Below are 3,263 nucleotides of genomic sequence, written 5' to 3'. Positions count from 1 at the left end.
TGGAATCGTTCTTCAGCCTGCTGCAGAAGAACGTCCTGAACCGGCGCTCCTGGGCCACTCGCGAGGAACTACGCATCGCGATCGTGACTTGGATTGAGCGGACCTACCACCGGCGACGTCGACAGGTTCGCCTGGGTCGATTGACGCCGGTCGAGTTCGAGACCATCATGAACGAAGAACTGGCCCTCGCGGCCTGACCAGAACAGTCACCTGTTCCTGCATCAGACCCCGCGTAGGGGGGGGGTCACGGTGGTCAGTCAGGGTGCAATCGAAGGCCGCATGGGTTCGTGGGTGTTCCGCGACCCCATGCGGACATCGACTCGGGCTAGGCGATCGCGGCGCGCAATTCGGCGGCAGCGGCGCCGACGTCTGGTGCGCCGTAGATGGCTCCGCCAGCGACGGCGACCTGCGCGCCGGATGCCTGGACGGAGGCGATGGTGCTCGCATTGATACCACCGGCGACCGAGAACGGCGAACCGGATGCTTCTCCGTCACGCAGGAGAGTGGCGAAGGTGAAGCCTTCTTCCGCCTGCTCATCGAGTCCGGCATGCATTTCGACGAACTCGGCGCCGAGGGCGACGACCTCGCGGGCACGGGCGGGCTTGTCGGCGACACCGATCAGGTCGACGACGATGCCTTTGCCGTGCTTCTTCGCGGCCTTCACCGCTCCGGCGATGGTGCTGTCACCGGCGACACCGAGAACGGTGACGAGGTCAGCGCCCGCGGCGAACGCGATGTCGGCCTCGAGCTCGCCGGCATCCATCGTCTTGAGGTCGGCAAACACGATCTTGTCCGGGTGCGCAGCCTTCACGGCGGTGATCGCCGACAGGCCCGCGCTCTTGATCAGCGGCGTGCCGAGTTCGAGGATGTCGACATGTGGCGCGGCGGCAGCGGCGAGCTCGAGCGCTGCTTCGGTGGTCAGGGTGTCCATGGCGAACTGCAACTTCATAGTGTTTCTTTCTGGTTGTGGTGCGAGCCTCCGCGTATACAAGGAGGTGGTGTCATTCAAGATTCGAGTGCCGGGGCCAGAGCTCGTCTGCGCTCTGCCCCGAACGCAGCCAGAGGCTGTGGAACAGAGCGTCGCCGAGCAGCATGACGGTCTGCTCGAACAGACCGCCCGCGTACTGCGCCGAGACGGTGCCGGAACGGTCCAGCTTTCCCGCGGCCGGCACGACCACCACGGCGGTGGCGAGCGCAGCCAACGGCGACGCTGCGGCTGTTGTGATGACGGCGACCTTCGCGCCAGCCTTCACCGCGGCATCCGCCCCACGAACGATCGATGTCGTCGTTCCTGAGCCGCTTGCCATCAGCAGCACATCGCCGGGGCCGATCGCCGGCGTGGTCACGTCGCCGACGACGTGCACGGTCAGACCGAGGTGCATGAGGCGCATGGCAGTCATCTGCAGGGTGATGCCGGAACGGCCCGCTCCGAGCACGAAGATCCGCCTGGCATTCGCGAGGGTTTCGGCGAGGTTGTCGAGGTCGTCCACTCGGTGTGTCATCACCGCGTCGGTCGTCGCCCTGACTTCCTCCAGGATGAGGGAAAGGGATGCCGTCACGTCGGGTGGCGAGGGCGTCGATACGTCACGGTCCACAGCAGTCATGTATCCATGGTCGCCGGGTTGCGGCAGCGACGCGCCCGCCCGGCGGTAGAGTGGACCTACCCATTGCGGTAGGTACAGGTTGGCCGGGTAGGTTGAAGCGGTGAGCAACAACAACGAGCTCGGTCCGGTCTCTCGCAGGCTTCAGGTCGAGCACGCGCAGGCGATGGCCGAACAGGCTGATCGGCATGCTGTGACGCTCGAGTCGATTCTCGCGGTCCTTCGTTCGACGCGACTGGAGGACCGCGCAAGCCGCGCGACGGCGCTCGATCTGGCATCCGCTGCCCTGATCGAGCTGCGCATCACGACCGACCAGCAGCTGGGCACCATGCTGGAGCCGGTGGATGGGGCATTCGCGCGGCTCCGTACCGACCTTCGTCCGCTCGCGCGCTTCGGCGGCCTGGACGTGCAGTTCGTCGAACCGCCGACCGGTGGGCGGGCGCTGCCAGGGGAGGTGGCTCATGCGGCTCGCGCGATCGTTCGCAGCGCGGTGCTCGCGCTTGTCGACCAGGAGGAGGCGAAACGGGTGCGCATCCAGTGGGATTGCGACGGCCTCAACCTGCTCATCGGCATCCGCGACGACGGTCAGGGCGAGATCAGCGCCCACGACGACGCGATCAGGCCCATCGCCGAACGTGTCGCTACTCTCGACGGCGACCTGGAGGTGTCGTCGACGACAGGCTGGGGGACATCCCTCGACATCCGGCTCCCGCTCGACCCCCCGGCAGAAGCAGAGCCGCTCGAGGACTCGGTGAACTTCAGCCCGCGGGAGCGCGATGTGCTCCGCCTGGTGGCATCGGGAGCTCGCAATCGTGCAATCGCGGATCAACTGGGAATCAGCGACAACACCGTCAAGTTCCACGTGTCGAATCTGCTCCGCAAAACGGGCGCTCGGTCGAGGGGAGAGCTGACAGCGATTGCCGCGAGCTCGACCAGGAGCAGGGCCTGACTCGACGGACCCTCGCCCTCCTTTATAGGCGCTGGGGTGGCATCCGTAGCAGTACCCCGCGCCACCATCGAGGGGAAGACGCCATGTCCGACACCATCACCACCAGCCCCACACCGGAGAAGCCGACCCTCCTCGACGCAGTGGCCGAGTTCGCCTTCGTGTGCTCCCGCGGGGACACCGCCGACGACCTGGCCGTGCGCCTCAGCTGCCCCGAGGTCGACGCGCTGGCCGGAATCCTGCGAGCATTCGGGAGGGACGAAGCCGCAGACCTCTGGATCGTGGAGCACGCGACCGACGGCGACGAGGGCGACACCCACACCCTTGGGGCTGCGGTGGCGGCTCAGCCGCCCGGCCGCTGTCAGGCGGTGGGATCTAGACGCAGAGGCGCGCCGACGTGCCCAGGAGACTAAGCACCAGTAGCGCTGAACAGGATGAGGTCCGCGTCGTAGATCTTTGACTACGGAAGATCCGAGATCCGGAGCATCATTCGAGTCGCCTGGTTAGCCGAAAACGTACCGTTCGATCTCGGCGTCTATGGCCTCGAACTCGCGCGGCCGTCGCGCGGCCTCTGTGGCTCGCGATGCACGAGGGTGCGCGACAGGCCCAGCGTCGAACCGGCAGGATCTTCCGCGATGTTAGAGAGCGGTCTCACCCGTCGACGTCGAGATAGGCGGGCTCCTCCGGGCGGCGGGTGCTCGGGATCCGGCTCACGG

At 66.6% G+C, this 3,263-nt stretch carries 5 protein-coding genes; 3 read left to right on the top strand and 2 right to left on the bottom strand.

Annotation, left to right across the window (positions count from 1 at the left end; translation table 11 throughout):
- The coding region (locus tag KZA10_RS10250; RefSeq protein WP_218682809.1) for an IS3 family transposase at positions 1–197 on the top strand (197 nt) is incomplete at its 5' end.
- 128 nt (positions 198–325) lie between these two features.
- Here KZA10_RS10250 and hxlA read toward each other — a convergent pair.
- Both hxlA and hxlB read right to left on the bottom strand, forming a co-directional pair.
- On the bottom strand, positions 326–949 hold the full coding sequence (hxlA, locus tag KZA10_RS10245; RefSeq protein ID WP_140036071.1) for a 3-hexulose-6-phosphate synthase: 624 nt from the start codon (positions 947–949) through the stop codon (positions 326–328).
- 52 nt (positions 950–1,001) lie between these two features.
- Positions 1,002–1,604 (bottom strand): 6-phospho-3-hexuloisomerase, encoded by a 603-nt coding sequence (gene hxlB, locus KZA10_RS10240; RefSeq protein ID WP_140036070.1) that lies wholly within the window; start codon positions 1,602–1,604, stop codon positions 1,002–1,004.
- Between the two features lie 100 nt (positions 1,605–1,704).
- Between hxlB and KZA10_RS10235 the strand changes: the two genes are divergently transcribed.
- Complete coding sequence (locus KZA10_RS10235; protein WP_229778985.1) at positions 1,705–2,550, top strand: LuxR C-terminal-related transcriptional regulator; 846 nt, start codon at positions 1,705–1,707, stop codon at positions 2,548–2,550.
- Between the two features lie 83 nt (positions 2,551–2,633).
- Positions 2,634–2,960, top strand: coding sequence for a hypothetical protein (locus tag KZA10_RS10230; protein WP_218682807.1), 327 nt, complete (start codon positions 2,634–2,636; stop codon positions 2,958–2,960).
- Positions 2,961–3,263 lie beyond the last annotated feature (303 nt).

Origin of the sequence: Microbacterium sp. BF1 (assembly GCF_019279095.1) — a bacterium.
Taxonomy (GTDB): domain Bacteria; phylum Actinomycetota; class Actinomycetes; order Actinomycetales; family Microbacteriaceae; genus Microbacterium; species Microbacterium maritypicum.
Note: the sequence above shows the minus strand (reverse complement) of the source record. Positions and strands in the feature narration are given on the sequence as shown.